This is a genomic window from Streptomyces sp. NPDC127106 (assembly GCF_042677605.1).
Lineage (GTDB): Bacteria > Actinomycetota > Actinomycetes > Streptomycetales > Streptomycetaceae > Streptomyces.
In genome coordinates, this window is sequence record NZ_JBHXTC010000055.1 from 20,151 (window position 1) to 36,493 (window position 16,343).

The 16,343-nt window shown below is 71.5% G+C and carries 16 protein-coding genes; 9 read left to right on the top strand and 7 right to left on the bottom strand.

Going from position 1 to position 16,343, the window contains the following annotated elements; translation table 11 throughout:
- Nucleotides 1-100 precede the first annotated feature (100 nt).
- A complete protein-coding gene (locus tag ACFVGY_RS31130) occupies nt 101-1,483 on the bottom strand; it encodes a glycine--tRNA ligase (RefSeq protein WP_385683653.1) in 1,383 nt (460 codons plus the stop codon).
- Between the two features lie 153 nt (nt 1,484-1,636).
- Here ACFVGY_RS31130 and ACFVGY_RS31135 point away from each other — a divergent pair, with 153 nt between their 5' ends.
- From ACFVGY_RS31135 to ACFVGY_RS31150, 4 genes are all read left to right on the top strand, one after another.
- Complete coding sequence (locus ACFVGY_RS31135; protein WP_385683656.1) at nt 1,637-2,620, top strand: metal ABC transporter substrate-binding protein; 984 nt, start codon at nt 1,637-1,639, stop codon at nt 2,618-2,620.
- A 23-nt stretch (nt 2,621-2,643) separates the two neighbouring features.
- Nucleotides 2,644-3,438 carry a metal ABC transporter ATP-binding protein gene (locus ACFVGY_RS31140; protein ID WP_385683659.1) on the top strand — a complete coding sequence of 265 codons (795 nt, stop codon included), beginning with the start codon at nt 2,644-2,646 and terminating at the stop codon, nt 3,436-3,438.
- On the top strand, nt 3,438-4,325 hold the full coding sequence (locus ACFVGY_RS31145) for a metal ABC transporter permease (RefSeq protein ID WP_385683662.1): 888 nt from the start codon (nt 3,438-3,440) through the stop codon (nt 4,323-4,325). The genes ACFVGY_RS31140 and ACFVGY_RS31145 overlap by 1 nt, the downstream gene beginning before the upstream one ends.
- A gap of 73 nt (nt 4,326-4,398) precedes the next feature.
- A complete protein-coding gene (locus ACFVGY_RS31150; protein WP_385683664.1) occupies nt 4,399-4,833 on the top strand; it encodes a Fur family transcriptional regulator in 435 nt (144 codons plus the stop codon).
- Nucleotides 4,834-4,857: 24 nt separating this feature from the next.
- Here ACFVGY_RS31150 and ACFVGY_RS31155 read toward each other — a convergent pair whose 3' ends face one another.
- The 5 genes from ACFVGY_RS31155 to ACFVGY_RS31175 form a co-directional block, all read right to left on the bottom strand.
- Nucleotides 4,858-5,415 carry a YcxB family protein gene (locus ACFVGY_RS31155; protein WP_385683667.1) on the bottom strand — a complete coding sequence of 186 codons (558 nt, stop codon included), beginning with the start codon at nt 5,413-5,415 and terminating at the stop codon, nt 4,858-4,860.
- Between the two features lie 65 nt (nt 5,416-5,480).
- On the bottom strand, nt 5,481-6,308 hold the full coding sequence (locus ACFVGY_RS31160) for an isoprenyl transferase (RefSeq protein ID WP_385683670.1): 828 nt from the start codon (nt 6,306-6,308) through the stop codon (nt 5,481-5,483).
- A gap of 23 nt (nt 6,309-6,331) precedes the next feature.
- Nucleotides 6,332-7,078, bottom strand: coding sequence for a DNA repair protein RecO (gene recO, locus ACFVGY_RS31165; RefSeq protein ID WP_385683673.1), 747 nt, complete (start codon nt 7,076-7,078; stop codon nt 6,332-6,334).
- Nucleotides 7,079-7,162: 84 nt separating this feature from the next.
- Nucleotides 7,163-8,710 (bottom strand): solute carrier family 23 protein, encoded by a 1,548-nt coding sequence (locus tag ACFVGY_RS31170; protein WP_385683676.1) that lies wholly within the window; start codon nt 8,708-8,710, stop codon nt 7,163-7,165.
- 563 nt (nt 8,711-9,273) lie between these two features.
- A complete protein-coding gene (locus ACFVGY_RS31175) occupies nt 9,274-9,969 on the bottom strand; it encodes a TerB family tellurite resistance protein (protein ID WP_385683678.1) in 696 nt (231 codons plus the stop codon).
- A gap of 201 nt (nt 9,970-10,170) precedes the next feature.
- On the opposite strand from ACFVGY_RS31175, the gene ACFVGY_RS31180 reads away from it, so the two are divergent.
- Nucleotides 10,171-10,929 (top strand): SDR family NAD(P)-dependent oxidoreductase, encoded by a 759-nt coding sequence (locus tag ACFVGY_RS31180; protein WP_385683681.1) that lies wholly within the window; start codon nt 10,171-10,173, stop codon nt 10,927-10,929.
- Between the two features lie 108 nt (nt 10,930-11,037).
- Here the strand turns inward: ACFVGY_RS31180 and leuA are convergent, their stop codons facing one another.
- On the bottom strand, nt 11,038-12,801 hold the full coding sequence (gene leuA, locus ACFVGY_RS31185; protein WP_385683684.1) for a 2-isopropylmalate synthase: 1,764 nt from the start codon (nt 12,799-12,801) through the stop codon (nt 11,038-11,040).
- A gap of 364 nt (nt 12,802-13,165) precedes the next feature.
- Between leuA and ACFVGY_RS31190 the strand changes: the two genes are divergently transcribed.
- The 4 genes from ACFVGY_RS31190 (at nt 13,166) to ACFVGY_RS31205 (ending at nt 16,241) form a co-directional block, all read left to right on the top strand.
- Nucleotides 13,166-14,257 (top strand): M4 family metallopeptidase, encoded by a 1,092-nt coding sequence (locus ACFVGY_RS31190; protein WP_385683687.1) that lies wholly within the window; start codon nt 13,166-13,168, stop codon nt 14,255-14,257.
- A gap of 28 nt (nt 14,258-14,285) precedes the next feature.
- On the top strand, nt 14,286-14,555 hold the full coding sequence (locus ACFVGY_RS31195) for a protealysin inhibitor emfourin (protein ID WP_385683690.1): 270 nt from the start codon (nt 14,286-14,288) through the stop codon (nt 14,553-14,555).
- A gap of 27 nt (nt 14,556-14,582) precedes the next feature.
- Nucleotides 14,583-15,410 (top strand): GNAT family N-acetyltransferase, encoded by an 828-nt coding sequence (locus tag ACFVGY_RS31200; RefSeq protein ID WP_385683693.1) that lies wholly within the window; start codon nt 14,583-14,585, stop codon nt 15,408-15,410.
- Between the two features lie 117 nt (nt 15,411-15,527).
- The gene (locus tag ACFVGY_RS31205) at nt 15,528-16,241 is read left to right on the top strand and encodes a class I SAM-dependent methyltransferase (RefSeq protein WP_385683696.1); all 714 of its coding nucleotides are present in this window, start codon (nt 15,528-15,530) and stop codon (nt 16,239-16,241) included.
- Nucleotides 16,242-16,343: the final 102 nt, after the last annotated feature.

Sequence of the window (16,343 nt, forward strand, 5' to 3'; positions counted from 1 at the left end):
TTGTCTTTCTCCCCCTCCCTCGTCTCCCATCCTCGGCGGTTTCGCGGTGGGTCGGCCCCCCCCCCCCCGCGCCCCCCCCCCCCGGCCGTTCCAGCGGGACCTAGCAGCCGAGCAGGCGGCTGCCGAGGTAGGCCTGGATCTGGTCCAGGGAGACGCGCTCCTGCTTCATGGTGTCGCGCTCGCGCACGGTCACCGCGTTGTCGTCCAGGGTGTCGAAGTCGACGGTGATGCAGAACGGCGTACCGATCTCGTCCTGGCGGCGGTAGCGGCGGCCGATGGCGCCCGCGTCGTCGAACTCGATGTTCCAGTGCTTGCGCAGGTCGGCGGCGAGGCCCTTGGCCTTCGGCGACAGCTGCGCGTTGCGGGACAGCGGCAGGACGGCGACCTTGATCGGGGCCAGGCGCGGGTCGAGGCGCATCACGGTGCGCTTCTCCATGACGCCCTTGGCGTTCGGGGCCTCGTCCTCGTTGTACGCGTCGAGCATGAAGGCGAGCATGGCGCGGTTGACGCCGGCCGCCGGCTCGATGACGTACGGGGTGTAGCGCTCACCGGCCTCCTGGTCGAAGAAGGTGAGGTCCTGACCGGAAGCCGCGGAGTGGGCCTTGAGGTCGTAGTCGGTGCGGTTGGCGATGCCCTCCAGCTCGGAGAACTCGCTGCCGCCGAAGTTGAAGCGGTACTCGATGTCGGCGGTGCGCTTCGAGTAGTGGGAGAGCTTCTCCTTCGGGTGGTCGTACCAGCGGATGTTCTCCTCACGGATGCCCAGGTCGCGGTACCAGTTCCACCGCTCCTGCATCCAGTACTCCTGCCACTGGTCGTCCTCGCCCGGCTTGACGAAGAACTCCATCTCCATCTGCTCGAACTCGCGGGTGCGGAAGATGAAGTTGCCGGGCGTGATCTCGTTGCGGAAGGACTTGCCCATCTGCGCGATGCCGAACGGCGGCTTCTTGCGCGAGGAGGTCTGCACGAGGGCGAAGTTGGTGAAGATGCCCTGGGCGGTCTCGGGGCGCAGGTACGCCTTGGAGCCGGTGTCCTGGGTCGGGCCGAGGTGGGTCTCCAGCATGCCGGAGAACTGCTTCGGCTCGGTGAACTGGCCCTTCACACCACAGTTGGGGCAGTTGATGTCGGCCAGGCCGTTCTCGGGGAGGCGGCCGTGCTTGGCCTCGTACGCCTCTTCCAGGTGGTCGGCGCGGTGACGCTTGTGGCAGGAGGTGCACTCGGTCAGCGGGTCCGAGAAGGTGGCGACGTGGCCCGAGGCCACCCACACCTCGGGGGCCAGGATCACGGAGGAGTCGAGGCCGACGATGTCCTCACGGCCGGTGACCATCGCCTTCCACCACTGGCGCTTGATGTTCTCCTTGAGCTCAACACCAAGCGGACCGTAGTCCCAGGCAGCCCTGGAGCCACCGTAGATCTCACTGCACGGGTAAACGAAGCCACGGCGCTTGCTCAGGCTGACGATGGTTTCGATCTTGTCGGCGGCCACGGTGCTCTCTTCATGACGAGGACGAACGCGAATGCCTCAGGGTAGCGGCGTCCGCACCCTCCCTTTCAAATCGGTATCCCTTTCGCGGTCCGCCCGCCCTCCATCACCAGGGGTTTTTGACAACGGTTTCCATCTTTGATGAAAATGGATGTCATGAACGTACGACGCCTCATACCCACCGCCGCCCTTGCCGGGGCCGTCGCCCTCGCCGCCACGGCCCTCACCGCCTGCTCCGGGGCGGCCGCCTCAGGCAACGGCAAGGACGGCAAGCTCGCCGTGACGGCGTCGTTCTACCCGATGCAGTTCCTCGCCGAGCAGATCGGCAAGGACCACGTGACCGTCACCTCCCTGACCAAGCCGGGCGTCGAGCCGCACGACCTGGAGATCACCCCGCAGCAGACCGGCCGGCTCGGCGAGTCCGACGTGGTCGTCTACCTCAAGGGCCTCCAGCCCACCGTCGACAAGGCCGTCGCCCAGTCCGGCGTGAAGAACGTCGTCGACGCCGCCTCCCTCACCGAGCTGGAGGCCCACGACTCCGCCGGCCACGACCACGCCCACGAGGGCGAAGGGGCCCACGCCGGCGAGCAGGAGCACGACCACGCGCACGGCGAAGCGGGCGGCGACCCGCACCTGTGGCTCGACCCGGCGAAGTACGCCGAGGTCGCCAAGGGCGTCGGCGCGGCCCTGGAGAAGGCCGACCCCGAACACGCTGCGGACTACCGGAAGAACACCGACGAGCTGGTCGGCAAACTCACCGCGCTGGACACGGAGTTCAAGGACGGCCTGAAGAACACCGCGTCCCGGACCTTCATCACCGCCCACGCCGCCTTCGGCTACCTCGCCGAGCGCTACGGCCTCGACCAGGAGGGCATCTCCGGCGTCGACCCCGAGTCCGAGCCGAGCCCCGCCCGGATGAAGGAACTCCAGGAGCTCGCGAAGAAGGAGAATGTCTCCACCGTGTTCTTCGAGACCCTGGCCAGCGACAAGACGGCCAAGACCCTCGCCCGGGACACCGGCCTGAAGACCGATGTCCTCGACCCCCTCGAGGGCATCACCGACACGTCCCAGGGCGCCGACTACTTCGAGGTCATGCGGTCCAACCTGAAGAACCTCCAGAAGGCGCTCGGAACCAAGTGATCGCAGTTACGGAGGCGCGAGCCATGGATCCCACGCCGGCAGCCGCGGAAGCGGACACCCCCGTCATCTCCCTGCGCGGCGCCACCGCCTCGCTCGGCTCCCGCCCCGTCCTGCGCGGCGTCGACCTCACCGTGCACCGCGGTGAGGTCGTCGCCCTGCTCGGCGCCAACGGCTCCGGCAAGTCCACCGCCGTGCGCGCCGTCGTCGGTCAGGTCCCGCTGACCTCCGGCGAACTCTCCCTGTTCGGCACCGAGTTCCGGCGCTTCCGCGACTGGTCCCGGGTCGGCTACGTACCGCAGCGCACCACCGCGGCCAGCGGCGTCCCCGCCACCGTCCGCGAGGTGGTCTCCTCCGGGCGGCTGGCCCGCCGCCGGTTCGGCTTCCCGCGGGCCGCCGACCGGGCCGCCGTGGACCGCGCCCTCGACCTGGTCGACATGCTCCCGTACGCGTCCGCCTCGGTGGGCGCCCTCTCCGGCGGCCAGCACCAGCGGGTGCTGATCGCCCGCGCGCTCGCGGTCGAGCCCGAACTCCTGATCATGGACGAGCCGATGGCCGGCGTGGACCTCGACAACCAGGAGGTCCTGGCCAGTGCCCTGCGGCAGCAGGTCGCCGCCGGTTCCACGGTCCTCCTCGTGCTGCACGAGCTCGGCCCGCTGGAGCCGCTGATCGACCGGGCCGTCGTCCTCCGCGACGGGTGCGTCGTCCACGACGGAGCCCCGCCGGAGGCCGTGGGACAGCACGCGCTGCCCGGCCACGACCACGTACACCCCCACGCGGCGCACGACGCCGAGCCGCTCCGGACGGGACTGCTGAGCTGATGGAACTCCTCGACTTCCCCTTCATGCAGCGGGCCCTGATCGCGGCCGCCCTGGTCGGCATCACCGCGCCCGCCATCGGCACCTACCTGGTCCAGCGGCGGCAGGCCGTCATGGGCGACGGCCTCGGCCACGTGGCGATGACCGGTGTCGCCCTCGGGTTCTTCTTCCAGGCCAGCCCGGTGTGGATGGCCACCCTGGTCGCCGTCCTCGGCGCCATCGGCATGGAGCTCATCCGCTCCCGCGGCAAGACCAGCGGCGACGTCGCGCTCGCCATGCTCTTCTACGGCGGCCTGGCCGGCGGCGTCCTGATCATCAACATGGCGCCCGGCGGCTCCACCACCAACCTGATCAGCGCCATGTTCGGCTCGATCACCACCGTCTCGACCGCCGACGTCACCGCGATGGTGGTCCTGGCCGCGTTCGTCGTCGCCGTCACGATCGGCCTGCGCAGGCAGCTGTTCGCCGTCTGCCAGGACGAGGAGTTCGCGCGCGTCACCGGGCTGCCGGTGCGGGCGCTGAACCTGCTGATCGCCGTCACCGCGGCGGTCACCGTCACCGTCGCCATGCGGATCGTCGGCCTGCTGCTGGTCAGCGCCATGATGGTGATCCCGGTCGCCGCGGCGCAGCGGATGACCCGCGGCTTCGCCGCCACGCTGGGCCTGGCCATCGCGATCAGCGTGACCGTTTCGCTCACCGGCACCGCCGCGACGTACTGGATCGACGCGCCCTCCGGCGCCACGATCGTGCTGCTCGCCATCGCCGTGTTCGTCGCCATGACGGCCCTGTCCGCCCCGCTGGCCCGCCGCCGGGCCCGGGCAGCGGCGGCCGCGGCGTCGGACGGGCAGCTCTGCCCGCGGGACGGCGCACAGGACGACGTAAGGGTCTAAGGGCCTGCCCGAGGTCGCTTGGGGCTCCGGCGCGCCTGGCACAATGGGCCCAGGCCGATACGAGGAGGAACCGGTGGCGACTGCTCCTGGCGAGACGAATACCGCGCCAGTACGAGGACGGTCCACCCGGCAGCGGGCAGCCGTCGCTGCGGCACTGGACGAGGTGGACGAGTTCCGCAGCGCCCAGGAGCTGCACGACATGCTCAAGCACCGCGGTGACTCCGTGGGCCTGACCACGGTCTACCGGACCCTGCAGTCCCTCGCCGACGCCGGCGAGGTCGACGTGCTGCGGACCAGCGACGGCGAGTCCGTCTACCGGCGCTGCTCCACCGGGGACCACCACCACCACCTGGTCTGCCGCAGCTGCGGCAAGGCCGTCGAGGTCGAGGGCCCGGCCGTGGAGAAGTGGGCGGAGTCCATCGCGGCCGAGCACGGCTTCGTGAACGTCGCCCACACGGTGGAGATCTTCGGCACCTGCGCCGACTGCGCGGCCGCTGCCGCCTCCTGATCCCCCCCGGGCCCGCCCGAGGGGCTAGAGACGGCGCAGATGGCCGTCCAGGAGCGCCCGCAGCCGGTCCAGGTCCCCGGGCTCCCGGACACCGCGCTTGGGGATCACCGTCATGGCCGCGGCCCCCTTCGCCACGTCCAGCAGGACGAAGGTGTCGGCGGTCTCCGCGTACACGGGCTGCGCGCCCCACTCCAGCCGGGTCGAGGAGCGCGCCGTCGCCACCAGGATCCCGGTCCCGTCGACGCGGGTCCGGGTCTCGCCCGCCTTCGCGAGCAGCCCGGCGAAAGAGCGTGCCTGGAGCCGCGGCCCGAACAGCACGAGCCCGCACAGCGCCAGCCCGCCCGCGAGCATGGCCAGGCTCTTGACCCCCGGCCGCCCGACCGCGAGCGCGGCGCCGCCCAGGACGAGCAGCAGGACCCCGATGAGGGGCACGAGCCACCGCTGCCGGCGCAGCGCGGGCGTGGCCGTGTTCCGGACGCGGATGGCCTGCGCCAGGTCGACCGTGGTGACCTCGTAGACGAGCTCGACGGCCGCGTCCGCGGGCACGGGCTCACCCGGCTGCCCGGTTTTGTGCATGTTCATGGCAGCCGAGCCTACCGCTGGCGGTCCGCTCCCGCGCCGGCGGCGGCGCGGGAGCAGGGGCGCGGTCAGACGGCGGAGGTGGGCGGTTCGACCTGGTTCGGGACGGCGCCGCCGAAGCGGCGGTCGCGCTGGGCGTACTCCAGGCAGGCCTGCCACAGGTGGCGGCGGTCGAAGTCGGGCCACAGCACGTCCTGGAAGACCATCTCGGCGTACGCGCTCTGCCAGATCAGGTAGTTGGAGGTGCGCTGCTCGCCGCTGGGGCGCAGGAACAGGTCCACGTCCGGCATGTCCGGGTAGTACAGGTACTTCGCGAGGGTCTTCTCGTTGACCTTCGACGGGTCCAGCCGGCCCGCCTTCACGTCCTCGGCGAGGGCCTGGGCGGCGTCGGCGATCTCGGCGCGGCCGCCGTAGTTCATGCAGAAGTACAGGGTCAGCTTGTCGTTGCCCTTGGTCTGCTCCTGCGCGATCTGGAGCTCCTTGGCCACCGACTTCCACAGCTTGGGCATGCGGCCGACCCAGCGCACCCGGATGCCGAGCTCGTCGAGCTGGTCGCGGGTCTTGCGGATGAAGTCGCGGTTGAAGTTCATCAGGAAGCGCACCTCGTCGGGCGAGCGCTTCCAGTTCTCTGTGGAGAACGCGTAGAGGGAGATGTTGCCGACGCCCATCTCGATCGCGCCCTGGAGGACGTCGAGGACCCGCTCGGCGCCCACCTTGTGGCCCTCGGTGCGCGGCAGGCCGCGCTCCTTGGCCCAGCGGCCGTTGCCGTCCATCACGATGGCGATGTGCTCCGGGACCAGATCGCCGGGGATCTTCGGCGGCCGGGCACCGGTGGGGTGCGGCTCGGGAAGCCGGTACTCGCGGCGGGAGCGTCCCAGGAATCCGCGTACTGCCATGGCGCTGTGGTCTCCGATCTCGGTTACTTCTCTACGTAACGCAAGGAGCGCAGCCCGCGCTCCAGATGCCAGTGCAGATAGGCGGAGACGAGTCCGCTCCCCTCGCGCACGTACCGCGGCTCCGCCGCGTCGGCGGTCGCCCAGTCCCCCGTCAGCAGGGCGCTGAGCAGCCCGATGGCCTCAGCAGATGGTACGACGCTGCCGGCCACCCGGCAGTCGCCGCAGACGACTCCGCCCGCGGAGACCGAGAAGTGCCGGTTGGGGCCGTGGATGCCGCACTTCGCGCAGTCGTCGAAGCTGGGCGCGTAGCCGTTGACTGCGAGCGAGCGCAGCAGGAAGGCGTCCAGGATCAGGTTCGGGGCGTGCTCGCCGCGGGAGAGCGTGCGCAGGGCCCCGATGAGCAGCAGGTACTGCTGGACGGCGGGTTCGCCCTCGTTCTCGGTGAACCGCTCGGCGGTCTCCAGCATCACGGTGCCGGCGGTGTAGCGGGCGTAGTCGGTGACGATGCCGTTGCCGTACGGGGCGATGATCTCGGTCTGGGTGCACAGCGGCAGGCTGCGGCCGATGAGTTCGCTGCCGCGGGCGAAGAACTGCACGTCGGCATGGGAGAAAGGTTCCAGCCCGGCGCCGAACTTCGACTTCGTGCGCCGCACCCCGCGGGCGACGGCCCGCACCCGTCCGTGGCCGCGGGTCAGCAGCGTGATGATGCGGTCCGCCTCCCCGAGCTTCTGGGTGCGCAGCACGATGCCGTCGTCGCGGAACAGACTCATGCGCCCATTGTCGCCTGTGCGGGGGAAGCGGCGGGCCCCCGCCCGGACACCGGTCCGGACGGGGGCCGTCGCCCCTCGGGAGGGTCAGGGGGCGGGCGTGGGCGCGCCCTCGGCTTCCGGCTCGGCTTCCGGCTCGGTCTTCGGCGCGGTCTTCGGCGCGGTCTTCGGCGCGGTCTTCGGTCCGACGGTCGCGTCCGCGGGGTCGGAGGGCCGGGCGGCCGGGGCGACGCTCGCCTGTGCGGGCAGTTCCGCCGGAGGAGCGGTGGTGTGCGCGTCGTCCTCGGCCGGGCCGTTGAAGACCAGGTTGAGCACGATCGCGGCCGTGGCGCCGAGCGTCACGCCACTGTTGAGCAGCGAGGAGAGGTCCGGGTCCATGTGCTCCTTGAAGAGGACCGGGACGGTGGCCGGGAGCAGGGCCAAGGCCAGGGAGACGCCCACGACCAGCGCGTTCTTCTCCTCCTTGAGGTCGACCTTGGCGAGGGTCTGGATGCCCGCCAGGGCGACCATGGCGAACATGACGGTCGCGGCTCCACCGAGGACGCCGTGCGGGACGGAGGCGACGATCGCGGCGGCCTTCGGCAACAGACCGAGGATGATCATGAAGATGCCGGCCGCGACGACCACGAAGCGGCTCTTGACCTTGGTCATCCGTACGAGCCCGACGTTCTCGGCGAAGGCCACGTACGGGAAGGAGTTGAGCACGCCGCCGAGGGCGGTGGCGGCGCCGTCGGCCCGCAGGGCCCGGGCCACGGTCTCGCTGTCGACCTCCTTGCCGACGATGTCGCCGACGGCGTAGGTGTCGCCGGTCGTCTCGACCATGGTGATCAGCATGACGATGAGCATGAGGACGATCGGGAACCACTCGAACTGCGGCGCCCCGAAGTGGAAGGGGGTCGTGATGCCGATCCAGTCCGCGTCGGAGACGCTGCCGAACTTCGCGTCCCCCAGCAGGAAGGCGACGGCCGTTCCGCCGACCAGGCCGAGCAGGATGGCGATCGAGGACAGGAACGGCCTGCCCAGCTTCATCAGCACCAGGATGAAGAGCATGGTGCCGCCGGCGTAGGCGAAGTGCTCGGGGTCGCCGAAGTCCGGGCTGCCGAGGCCGCCCGCCGCGTCGTTGAGGCCGACCGGCAGCAGCACGATGCCGAGGACCGTGATCACGGTGCCGGTGACGACCGGCGGGAACAGCCGCATGACCGCCCGGAAGGCCTTGGCGGGCAGCCAGGCGAAGGCGAAGGTGGCGATGCCGGCCGTGATGACGGCTCCGTAGATCACCAGGAGGGCAGCGGTGCCCCCGCCGGCTCCGAGGCCGATGGCGATCATCGGGGAGACGGCCGTGAAGGTGACGCCCTGGATCAGCGGGAGGCGGGCGCCTATCCGGCCGATGCCCCACGCCTGGACGATGGAGGCGATACCGCAGGTGAACAGGTCTGCGTTGATCAGGTAGACCAGTTCTTCGGGGCTCAGCTTCAGTGCGCCGCCGACGATGATCGGGACGATCACCGCTCCGGCGTAGAAGGCGAGTACGTGCTGGAAGCCGTACAGGGCGAGTTGGGGGACGGGGAGCACCTCGTCGACCGGGTGGGTGCTCTGCTCTCCGTCGGTGGAGAGCCGGGCGGCGACACGTGCCATCGGCCTTGCCCTTCAGGAAGTGGTGAACGAGAGGAAGCTGGTTATCCCTGGGCGAAGTGGGTCGCTATCCCGTTGGTTCGCCAGGGTTGGCAGTGCGTTCACGTGCATCGAAGCCCCGCCGTGTTACCGGCGGCGTCTCGTCGTGTGTCCGGAATTGAACGCCTGTGGGAGGGCTCACAGATATCGTCGACTTCCACAAATTGTTGATCCTCGCGGGAGCCCGATCTGTGGGTTTCGCCAGTGGCGCAACGCCTCCGCAGGGGGATATGGCCCGCGGCCTCCTGGGCCCGCCCCTTCCTCCGTACGAGCCCCAGCCCGATCCCTGCGACCTGCGGCGATGCACTTCACAGGCGCGCGGACGGCAAGGGAGAACGGCCAGCCCAGGGTGTCCATCCACTGGAATCAGCGGCCGCCGCGCAGCCGGATTTCACCTGCCCTGCGCTGCGTTTTCGGTCCGGCGAGGCCGGATCGTTACCTCTCCCGGGGCCGTTTCGGCCGCGTCCGGCGCCGCCCGGGGCGCCCCGGCCCGGCCGGGGGTCGCGCTCCGTATACGACCGGTCCGGTCAGGGGGCGCGCACGGCCGACAGCAGGCGCGCCACCTCGTCGGAGCCCATCCGCAGCGCCGCGCCGACCGTGGCGAGCACCTCGCGCTCGGCAGGCGTGTACGAGCCGTCCGCCAGGGCGATCCGCGCGCCCTGCAGCAGGATCGAGTCCCGGCCCGGACCGGCCAGGTGCGGCGCGAGCGGCTCCAGCGCCTCGTGCAGCTCGATGGCCAGGGCGGCACCGCAGCAGTCGGGGGCGTCGTACAGCCCGAGCCGGCCCTCCTCGCTGGCGAGCGCCTGCACCAGGGACTCCAGTTGCTCCTGGGTGCAGTCCTGGAAGCCCGCCGCCCGTACGGTCGACACGGCGGCCTCGAGCGCGCCGCGCGCGGCGGTCCCGCCCGCCGCCAGCACGGCCAGGGCCACGGTGTGGACGGCGTCGCGCAGCAGCGCCGAGAAGCGGGTGGTGGTGAGCTGGTCGAGGACCTCGGTGCCGAAGCGTTCCCGGCAGCCCTGGCATTCGACGACGGGGCCCGCCTCGCCGCGCGGCAGCAGCGGGACGCCGAGGACGGTGAACCGGCGACGGCCGGTGCGCCGGCGGTAGTTGCGGTCGCCGCCGCAGCCGGGGCAGAAGAACTCCCCGTCGCCCACCGTGCTCCACGTGGTACGGATGCCCCAGACCGCCGGCTTCCGGCCGTCCCCACCCCGAACTGGCAGCACGTCGCACCTCCGTATCTCCCCCGTGGCTCCGCGGGCACGGGCGGGACCCCGGGCAGCATCGCCGGGTTGGCGTGATGTTAGCCACATCGGTGAGGATGCGTCAGTCGTGTGACAAGACAACCTCCCCCGCCGGTGGCACTTGGCCGGTCTCCACCCCTGCGCCTCCCACGGTGGCCCGCCCGTTGTCCCTACGCTCGCCGCGTGAACGACAAATCCTGTCTGGTCACGGGTGCCGCGAGCGGGATCGGTCGGGCCACCGCCCGGCTGCTGGCCCGCTCCGGCGCCCGGGTGACGGCGGCCGACATCAATGGCCCCGGGCTGGAGGACCTGCGTACGGAACTGGCCGCCGCAGGTTTCTGCGTCACCACCGCGACCGGTGATGTCGCCGATCCGGAGGACAACCGTGCGATGGTCCGGGCCGCGGTCGAGGCGTACGGGCGGCTGGACGTGGCCGTGGCGAACGCCGGGGTGCTCCCCCTGTCGGACGTACGCGAGACCAGTCCGCAGGACTGGGACCGGGTCATGGCGGTGGACGGCCGCGGCATGTTCTTGACCTGCAAGTACGCGATCGAGGCGATGACCGCGCAGCCGGACCCGGGGGGTGCGCTGGTCTGCGTGTCCTCGATCTCGGGGGTGGCCGGACAGGCCCGGCAGGCCGCGTACGGGCCGGCGAAGTTCGTGGCGTCGGGGCTGACCAAGCACCTCGCGGTGGAGTGGGCGGCGCACGGGATCCGCGTCAACGCGGTGGCACCGGGGACCATCCGGACGGAGCGGGTGCTGGCGCTGTCGGACGAGCCGGGCGGCCCCGAGTACCTCGCGGAGGTCTGCGCCGCACATCCGATGGGGCGGCTCGGGGAGCCGGACGAAGTGGCCGGGGTGATCGCGTTCCTGGCGTCGGACGCGGCCTCGTTCGTGACGGGCGTGGTGCTCCCGGTGGACGGCGGCTACCTGGCCCGCTGAGCCGGCTGCCCGGGTCGGAGACGAAGCCGCCCCGCGCCTCCGGGAGGAGGAGCGGGGCGGCACCGCGTGTCGTGCGGGCCCGGCCGCCGGACGTGCCGGGCCGACGGGTCAGCGGCCGGCGCGGTTGACGGCGGAGACGACCGCCTTCAGCGAGGCGCGCGTGGTGTTGGCGTCGATGCCGATGCCCCACAGGACGCGGCCGTCGATCGCGCACTCGATGTACGAGGCGGCCACGGCGGAGGCGCCCTCGCTCATCGTGTGCTCGGTGTAGTCCAGCAGGCGGGCGTCGATGCCGATGGCGGCCAGCGCGTCGAAGAAGGCCGAGATCGGACCGTTGCCGGTGCCGTTCAGGACCGTCTCCACGCCGTCCACGACCGCCTCGACGGTCAGCGTGTCCGTGCCGTCCTTGTCGGTGGCCGTCGAGCCGGCGCGCAGCTGGATGCGCCCCCACGGGTTCTCGGGGTTGGGCAGGTACTCGTCCGAGAAGATGTCCCAGATGGCCTTCGGGGTGACCTCGCCGCCCTCGGCGTCGGTCATGGCCTGGATGATCTTCGAGAACTCGATCTGCATGCGGCGCGGCAGGTCCAGCTTGTGGTCGTTCTTCAGGACGTACGCGACACCGCCCTTGCCGGACTGCGAGTTGACGCGGATGACCGCCTCGTAGGAGCGGCCGACGTCCTTGGGGTCGATCGGCAGGTACGGCACGGCCCACTCGATCTCGTCCACCGTCTTGCCCCGGGCGGCCGCGTCGGCCTCCATGGCGTCGAAGCCCTTCTTGATGGCGTCCTGGTGGGAGCCGGAGAAGGCGGTGTACACCAGGTCGCCCGCATAGGGGTGGCGCGGGTGGACCGGCATCTGGTTGCAGTACTCGCTGGTGCGGCGGATCTCGTCGATCTGGGAGAAGTCGATCTGCGGGTCGATGCCCTGCGAGAACAGGTTCATGCCCAGGGTGATCAGGTCGACGTTGCCGGTGCGCTCGCCCTGCCCGAACAGGCAGCCTTCGATGCGGTCGGCACCCGCCATCAGGGCCAGCTCGGCGGCGGCGACGGCGGTGCCGCGGTCGTTGTGCGGGTGCACGGAGATGCAGATGTGCTCGCGGCGGGTCAGGTTGCGGGCCATCCACTCGAAGCGGTCCGCGTGCGTGGAGGGCGTCGAGCGCTCCACGGTGGCGGGCAGGTTCAGGATGATCTCGCGGCCGGGGCCGGGCTGCCAGACGTCGCAGACGGCCTCGCAGACCTCCAGGGCGAAGTCCAGCTCGGTGTCGGTGAAGATCTCCGGGCTGTACTGGTAGCCGAAGACGGTCTCGGGGCCCAGCAGCTTCTCGGCGTACTCCATGACCAGGCGGGTGCCGTCGACGGCGATCTGCTTGATCTGCTCCTTGGAACCGCGGAAGACGACCCGGCGGAAGGTCGGGGCGGTCGCGTTGTACAGGTGGACGGTGGCGCGCTTGGCGCCGACCAGCGACTCCACGGTCCGCTCGATCAGGTCCTCGCGGGCCTGGGTCAGCACGGAGATGGTGACGTCGTCCGGGATCGCGCCCTCTTCGATGATGGAGCGCACGAAGGCGTAGTCGGTCTCGCCGGAGGACGGGAAGCCGACCTCGATCTCCTTGTAGCCCATGCGCACCAGCAGGTCGAACATCTCGCGCTTGCGGGCCGGCGTCATCGGGTCGATCAGCGACTGGTTGCCGTCGCGCAGGTCGGTGGAGAGCCAGCGGGGGGCCTTGGTCACGCGCGCGTCCGGCCAGGTGCGGTCCGGCAGGTCTACCTGCTCGTACTGCCCGTACTTGTGGATCGGCATCCCGGAGGGCCGCTGCGTGTGGGTCGCGTTCGTGATGGGCGTGGGGCGACCGGCGAAGGTGTGCTGACTCATGGCGTAGGGCTCCTCGGGTGTCCGCGTGGGGATCGCTGGAACGGCCGACGGCGGTCGTAAACCGCAACACCAGACTCCGCGGGGAGGGGGTCGACCTACGACTACAGACCCTCGCCGCGGCAGCTAAGCAGAAGCAGCCCGAAACGCATGATGGGCCGAGCCTAGCCGAGCCGCGCCGTGGCGCGAGGGACCGTTCCAGTATGCGGGACCCCCCTGTCCGATTTGTACCCTTATGTGAGCTAGGTCTCCCCAGGCCGTCCGAGACCCGGTCGAACCGTCAACACCACCCGGCCGCTTTCAGACAACCGGATGAATCATGGTTGCAGGTAGTGACAGGCGTGTGACCCGCTGCCACATTGCCGGGATGGATGCCTCCCACGTTCACCCCCACACCGACGGCCGCACCCCCCGCCACCCGGTCTTCTGCACCGTGGTGCCGCCGCACCTGCTCGACCGGATCGCCCGGTCCCAAAACGCCCGCCGCGCCGAGGCCGCCCTGCGCACCCTCGAACACGACGGCCCCCTGCGCACCCGGCGCCGGATCACCACCGTCCGCGGATTCACGCCCCCGGCGCTGGGGGCGCCCGTGCCGGACGGGCCCCGCCGGACGATCCACGACGCCCAGCACCGCACCCGGCTGCCCGGGAAGAAGGTCCGCGCCGAGGGCGACCCGGTTTCCAAGGACGCCACCGTCAACCGCGCCTACGCCGGGCTGGGGGCCACGTACGAACTGCTGCTGACGGCCTTCGGGCGGCGTTCCATCGACGACGCCGGCCTGCCCCTGAACGCGTCCGTGCACTACGGCCAGGAGTACAACAACGCCTTCTGGGACGGCGAGCAGATGGTGTTCGGCGACGGCGACGGGGACCTCTTCCTCGACTTCACCGTGGCCGTCGACGTCATCGGGCACGAGCTCGCCCACGGCGTCACCCAGTACACGGCGAACCTGGAGTACTACGGCCAGTCGGGCGCCCTCAACGAGTCGATGTCCGACGTCTTCGGCTCGCTGATCAAGCAGTACACCCTGGACCAGACCGCCGACCAGGCGGACTGGCTGATCGGTGCCGGACTGCTCGGCCCCGACGTCAGCGGGGTCGCGCTGCGCTCGATGAAGGCCCCGGGCACCGCGTACGACGACGACGAACTCGGCAAGGACCCGCAGCCCGCCACGATGGACGACTACGTGCGCACCAACCGGGACAACGGCGGCGTGCACATCAACTCCGGCATCCCGAACCACGCCTTCTACCTGGTCGCCACCGACCTCGGCGGCAAGGCGTGGGAGCGCGCCGGGCAGATCTGGTACGACACGCTGACCGGCGGCGAGCTCACCCCCGACGCCGACTTCAAGGACTTCGCCCGGCTGTCCGCGGCCGCCGCCGCGACCCGCTACGGGGACGGCGGCGCGGAGCACCGAGCGCTGCAGAAGGCGTGGGCGGCGGTCGGCCTGGGGTAGACGGCGGCTGCGGGGTAGGAAGACGGGCATGCGGATTCAGGTGGTACGGACGGGCGGCTTCGCGGGCATCGAGCGCCGGGCCGAGGTGGACACCTCGGGCCTGCCGGACGAGGAGGAGTGGCAGGGCCTGGCGCAGCTCGCGCTGCGGCCGGCCGCGGCCTCCCCGGGTGCGGACCGGGTCCGGGACGGCTTCTCGTACCGGATCACGGTCGACGGGCGGACGGTGACCTGCCAGGAGCCCGACCTGTCGGAAGCACAGCGGCAACTGATCACCCGGCTCCTCAAAGAAGGTGCCTGAGCAGGGCTCCTTTGCTTGGATGGCCGGGTGACACCGACACTCCTGTCCCGGTTGGAGCAGTACTACGACGCCGTACCTCGGGCCGGGGGCGCGCGGGCCGAGGACTTCGGCCCGCTGACCCTCTTCGTCCGCGAGGGTGCGGGCTGGCCGTACTACGCGCGGCCCGCACTCGGCAGCACGGGCGCCGGCACCGCCGACGTGGAGCGCGTCCTGGCCCGGCAACGGCAGCTGGGCATCCCGCAGGCCTTCGAATGGGTGGCCGAAACCAGCCCCTGGCTGCGGGCCCCGGTGGAGGCTGCCGGGCTGCGGGTGCACGCACATCCGCTGATGGTGCTGGAACCGCCCGCGCCGCGGCTGCCCGCGCATCCCGAGGTCCGGCTCCTCGACGCGGACGACGAGCTGCTGACGGCGGCCGTGACGGTGCCGCGGCTGGCCTTCGCGGACCCGGGGACGGCGGTGGGCGCCACGGGCCCGGCCGAGCTGGCCGTGGCGATGGCCGACCCGGACGCCGAGGCCCACCGCCGAGCCGTGGCCGAGCGCCTGACCTCGGGCCGGACCGCCCTGGCCGCGGCGGTGCGCGACGGCGTGGTCCTCGCCTCCGGCCAGTACAACCCGGTCGGCGACGTCGCCGAAGTGGCCGGCATCGGCACCCTGCCGTCGGCCCGCCGCCAGGGCCTGGCGCTCGCGGTCACCGCGGCGCTCGTCGAGGACGCCCTCGCGCGGGGCGCCCGTACGGTCTTCCTGTCGGCCGGGGACGAGGCGGTGGCCCGCGTCTACGCCCGGGTGGGCTTCCGCACGGTGGCCACGGCCCTGATCGCGGAACCCGCGGCGGACGGGGAGCCGGCGGGGGCGTAGCGGGGCACGGCTCCGCAGCGGCTTGCCGAAACGGCAAAGGTGTTTCGCCCCTCCGGCGCGGGCGGCGCACCATCGGGCACGTCCGGCACCCCTCGACCGACCAGAGGAAGGGACCCCGTGCCCGAGCACACCCACCACCACCCGCATCCGCACCCGCACGCCCACGACCGTTCCCACCACCACGGCGGGACCCCGTCCGAGCCGCCGGCCGGGGACCAGGAGTTCTGGGACTCCCGCTACCGCGAGAGCGACCGCATCTGGAGCGGCAACCCCAACACGGCCCTCGTCCGCGAGGTCGCCGACCTCGCCCCCGGCCGCGCCCTCGACCTCGGCTGTGGCGAGGGCGCCGACGCCGTGTGGCTGGCCCGCCGGGGCTGGCAGGTCACCGGGACCGACATCTCGGAGGTGGCGCTGGAGCGGGCCGCCGCGCACGCCGCCGAGGCGGGCGTCGCCGACCGCGTCGACCTCCAGCGGCACGACCTCGCCGAGTCCTTCCCCAGCGGGGAGTTCGACCTCGTCTCGGCCTGCTTCCTGCACAACTACGGGGACTTCCCCCGCGCCCGGGTCCTGCGGACCGCCGCGTCGGCCGTGGCCCCCGGCGGGACCCTGCTGGTCGTCGGCCACGGCGGGTGGGCGACCTGGCAGCAGGAGGACGAGGTGCGCCCGGAGATCCACTTCCCGACGCCCGGGGAGGTCCTCGCCCAGCTGGAGCTGCCGGAGGGCGCCTGGGAGGTCCTGCGCCTGGAGGAGTACGTACGGGAGCAGACCAGCCCCGACGGCCGGGCCGGGACCCGCGCGGACAACACCGTGAAGGTGCGCCGGCTCCCGTAGCCGCAGCCGCAGGGCGGCAGGGTCGGCCCAGGCGCCCCGCCGCCCCGCCCCCCCGTCGGGCGAGTATACGCGCTTTCGGAGCGGGTTGGGGTGGCGCTGGCC

What these genes read in the sequence shown, in the direction of transcription:
- ACFVGY_RS31170 (WP_385683676.1), bottom strand. Translation starts at nt 8,710, where the DNA reads ATGGCACGTGTCGCCGCCCGGCTCTCCACCGACGGAGAGCAGAGCACC.
- ACFVGY_RS31140 (WP_385683659.1), top strand. Translation starts at nt 2,644, where the DNA reads ATGGATCCCACGCCGGCAGCCGCGGAAGCGGACACCCCCGTCATCTCC.
- ACFVGY_RS31155 (WP_385683667.1), bottom strand. Translation starts at nt 5,415, where the DNA reads ATGAACATGCACAAAACCGGGCAGCCGGGTGAGCCCGTGCCCGCGGAC.
- ACFVGY_RS31195 (WP_385683690.1), top strand. Translation starts at nt 14,286, where the DNA reads ATGCGGATTCAGGTGGTACGGACGGGCGGCTTCGCGGGCATCGAGCGC.
- leuA (WP_385683684.1), bottom strand. Translation starts at nt 12,801, where the DNA reads ATGAGTCAGCACACCTTCGCCGGTCGCCCCACGCCCATCACGAACGCG.
- ACFVGY_RS31190 (WP_385683687.1), top strand. Translation starts at nt 13,166, where the DNA reads ATGGATGCCTCCCACGTTCACCCCCACACCGACGGCCGCACCCCCCGC.
- ACFVGY_RS31145 (WP_385683662.1), top strand. Translation starts at nt 3,438, where the DNA reads ATGGAACTCCTCGACTTCCCCTTCATGCAGCGGGCCCTGATCGCGGCC.
- ACFVGY_RS31160 (WP_385683670.1), bottom strand. Translation starts at nt 6,308, where the DNA reads ATGGCAGTACGCGGATTCCTGGGACGCTCCCGCCGCGAGTACCGGCTT.
- recO (WP_385683673.1), bottom strand. Translation starts at nt 7,078, where the DNA reads ATGAGTCTGTTCCGCGACGACGGCATCGTGCTGCGCACCCAGAAGCTC.
- ACFVGY_RS31135 (WP_385683656.1), top strand. Translation starts at nt 1,637, where the DNA reads ATGAACGTACGACGCCTCATACCCACCGCCGCCCTTGCCGGGGCCGTC.